Raw genomic sequence first — 3450 nt, 5'->3', positions numbered from 1 at the left:
GAGGGAGCTTGGTGGCAATGGCTCCCCCCCGCCCCCCGTCCGACGGGGGAGTTTTGGGTGGCGCCGGTTTAGCCGCCGGTTTCTTCTGTGATCGTGTCGCCCACATGGATCTCGCCTTCCTCCAGCACCCGTGCCCGAATCCCCGCTTTATTGACCAGCCGCCGCGCAAGCCCGGGGCGCTGTGTGTGGGCTTCGAGCTTGGCACAGGGCTGGCACAGCTCCGTACCCTCACAGAGCACACTTCCTACCCGAAAACGCTTGCCGACGAGCGGATTGAGCGCGATCCCGGTGACCGTGATATTGCGCCGCGACTCGCCCGGAGCAAAGCCTTCGGTATCCACAACCTCCGCCTCAATCAGCGTGATGTTCTCGGTCTCGCGGTCGTGCTGAATGCCACTGCCCGCAAGCAGTGTCGCCGACGAAACCGGCTGCATCGCAGCCCAAGACTCGGGCGCGATGTGGATATTTCGAATCATGCGATTAGACCAGCTCGCCGATGTGGCGACCGCCGCGCGAGAGGGTGACACGCACGCCTTCCGGGGACGTCAGGGACTGGGTGTAGTCAATGCCAAGGCACTGGTAGATCGTCGCCGCTAAATCTTCCGGCTTGACCGGGCGCTCGGCAGGCTCGAACCCCTTGCTGTCCGACGAGCCGACGACCACGCCCCCCTTCACGCCGCCACCGGCCACCAAGACCGAGAAGCAGCGGGCATGGTGGTCACGGCCCCCCTCGCGGTTGACAACCGGCGTGCGGCCAAACTCGCTCATCACGATCACCATCGTGGTCTTGAGGAGGCCCCGCTGCTGCAAGTCATCAATAAAAGCGGCGACGCCTTTATCCAGCGTGGGCAGAAGATTGCGCGAGAGGTTGTTAAACGCATTGTTGTGCGTGTCCCAGCCACCCGACGACACCGTGACAAAGCGCACGCCGCCCTCGACTAGACGTCGCGCCAACAAGAGGCTCTGTCCAAGCTGCGTGCGTCCGTAGGCATCGCGAACTTTTGCGGGTTCTTTGCTGACATCAAACGAGGCGCGTGCCTCGGCGGAGCTGAGCAGACCGTAGGCGCGGTTGTAGAAAGAGTTCACCGCCTTGGCACGGTCGGAGCCTTTCTCGAAACGAGAAAACGCCGCGTCCACCGACTCTCGCAGAGACTTGCGGCGGTCCATGCGCTCGAGGGTCATGCCGCTGGGCAGGTCCAGGTCGCGCACCCTAAAGCCGCCGTTGTTCGGGTCACCGCCCGGTGCAAACGGGTCGAGAGCTGCCCCGAGAAACCCAGCACCGCCGTACTGGAGCTGGCCTGGAACCGCGATATAGGGCGGAAGCGCAGACTTCGTGGGCAAGAACTTGGCGGCCACGGAGCCGTAGCTGGGGACGCCAAAGCCAGGAAGTGGCTGAAACCCGGTGAGCATGTAGTGGGTGCCGCGCTCGTGGGCCGCCTCGCCCGTGGTCATGGAGCGGATCAGGGAGAACTTATCGGCCTGTGCCGCAAGTAGCGGGAGGTGCTCAGAAAGCTGCATGCCATCGGCTTTGGTATTGATGGGATTGAACTGTCCCCGAATCTCAGCGGGTGCATCGGGCTTGAGGTCGAAGGTGTCGAGGTGGCTTGCACCGCCCCCCAGCCAGATAATCACCGCAGACTGTGCCGTCGCGCCTTGCAGCCCCGCCGCCTGGGCTTCTTCCGCCTCAAACAGATCGGTCATACTGAGGCCCAGAAGCGCCCCTGCCTTCAGGCCCGTACTCAGAAAACTCCGTCGAGAAAATGCGTTGTACTCCGTACACGCATTCGGATCTACTTGCTTTGCCATAGCTCACATTCCTCTACTCTGAAAACTTATGGCATTGTAACATTTTTACAGCGCAAGTTCCAGCACCAGTGGAAGGTGATCCGAGCCCGTTGCACGCCCCGCACGGCGACTGAGTACGTGCAGCTCTTTTGAGATCAGGCAGTGGTCAATGGGGATACGGATCGGGAGCGGCGCTGGCCAGGTAAAGGCAATCCCCCCATCGCGCTCCGTGTCGCGCAAGCCCGAGTCGTGCTCTAGCTTACGGAAAAGATAGCTCCACGGAGTTGCATTGAGATCGCCCAGCACCAGCTTCGGCCCCGGTTCCGCAGCAACACACTCCGCCACAGCAGCAAGCTGTTGTTTTTGCTCCACAGCCCACTTCGCCTTTGATGGTGGCCAAGGGTGGGTGTAGAGGATCGTCAGCGCCTTTCCTGCAACCTGGACTCTCGCCAGAACCGAGCACCGCGCCCCTGCCCCGAGATAGATCGCCTCGCCCGTCATTGGAAACTTGCTCCAGATCCCCAGCCCAAACCGATCTCCGATATGATTGCGTATGAAGTAGGGATAGTCGCGTTTGAGAGGCTCCAGCACCTTAAACCAGCCCGGCGTCAGCTCCGCCAGCGCCACGATGTCTGGGTTTTCGGCTTTGATCTGCTCCTGCACCGCCGCATAGTTCGTATTGAGCACCAGCACGTTGGCATGAAAAAGCTTCAGAGGCGCTGCCTTTGCCGATGGCGATTCCGCAGGCAGACGCACCAGATACGGCCAGATCGTCGCCAGGTTCACCAGAAACAAAAACAGCGCCGCACCGCCCCACTTGCGCCTCTTCTGCCAGAGAAACCAGCCTGCCAGTAGCAGTGCGCCCCAGGCATAGACCACGCGAAAGTGGGAGAACAGATCGAGAAACCAGCTCCAGCGACCGAAGAATCCGAAAAACGTCGCCGCTCCCAAGCCGACACAGAGCGTGGGTAAAAACCAACTTGGAAGATGCAAGCGCTTTGTCATTGACAGGGAGGGTTCATCACGGCATCCGTCGCCATTCTTTGGGGAAGAAATGATGGATAAACTGGTCTCCCGCAAAGCGGTCCGTCATTCCGGCAATGTAATCCAGAACAACTAAGGCACGGTCAGATGCATCCATAGAAGTATTGGCGCGGTTTTCGGGCATCTGCTCGGGGAACTCCATGTAGAGCCGAAAGAGCTGCTTGAGAAGCGCCGTGCCTTTAGACAGCTCGGCCTTGGCGGCGTTCTTGTGAACATAGACATTGGAGAACATGAAGTCTTTTAAGCGATTCGTAACAGACAGATACGGCTCGCCCATCGTGACATAGGGCTTGTCCAGGGAGCACTCAATCACGTTCTGCACCATGGTCGAGATGCGCTCGCCGTGGGTGCGGCCTAGCACTTCGTAGACCTCGCTGGAAATATCTTGAGGACGCAGGACGCCCGCGCGAAACGCATCGTCAATATCGGCGTTGATGTAGGCGACTCTATCGCAGATTCGCACACACATCGCCTCCAGCGGCGGATCCTCCGCGCCTGGTGGCTCGGGGGCGGTGTTGTCAAAGAGATCGGCGCGCCCCTTGGAGTGCTTGACAATCCCCATTCGCACCTCGTGGGTGAGATTGAGTCCCTGGCCATTTTTCTCTAAGACATCCACCACAC

At 60.2% G+C, this 3450-nt stretch carries 4 protein-coding genes; all 4 read right to left on the bottom strand.

Features of this window, described 5'->3' with window-relative positions:
* Window positions 1–68: 68 nt before the first annotated feature.
* Window positions 69–476: an MOSC domain-containing protein gene (locus tag AC1XOS_RS21210; RefSeq protein ID WP_481964204.1), complete on the bottom strand. Its 408-nt coding sequence runs from the start codon at window positions 474–476 to the stop codon at window positions 69–71.
* Window positions 477–480: 4 nt separating this feature from the next.
* Window positions 481–1806 (bottom strand): DUF1501 domain-containing protein, encoded by a 1326-nt coding sequence (locus tag AC1XOS_RS21205; protein WP_481964203.1) that lies wholly within the window; start codon window positions 1804–1806, stop codon window positions 481–483.
* A 45-nt stretch (window positions 1807–1851) separates the two neighbouring features.
* Window positions 1852–2790 (bottom strand): endonuclease/exonuclease/phosphatase family protein, encoded by a 939-nt coding sequence (locus AC1XOS_RS21200; protein WP_481964202.1) that lies wholly within the window; start codon window positions 2788–2790, stop codon window positions 1852–1854.
* Between the two features lie 16 nt (window positions 2791–2806).
* Window positions 2807–3450: deoxyguanosinetriphosphate triphosphohydrolase family protein (locus tag AC1XOS_RS21195; RefSeq protein ID WP_481964201.1), on the bottom strand; the 644-nt coding region annotated here is incomplete at its 5' end.

The sequence above is a fragment of the Armatimonas sp. genome, assembly GCF_964826245.1.
The sequence above is the reverse complement of the archived record's forward strand: the minus strand, read 5'-3'. Positions and strand labels throughout refer to the sequence as shown.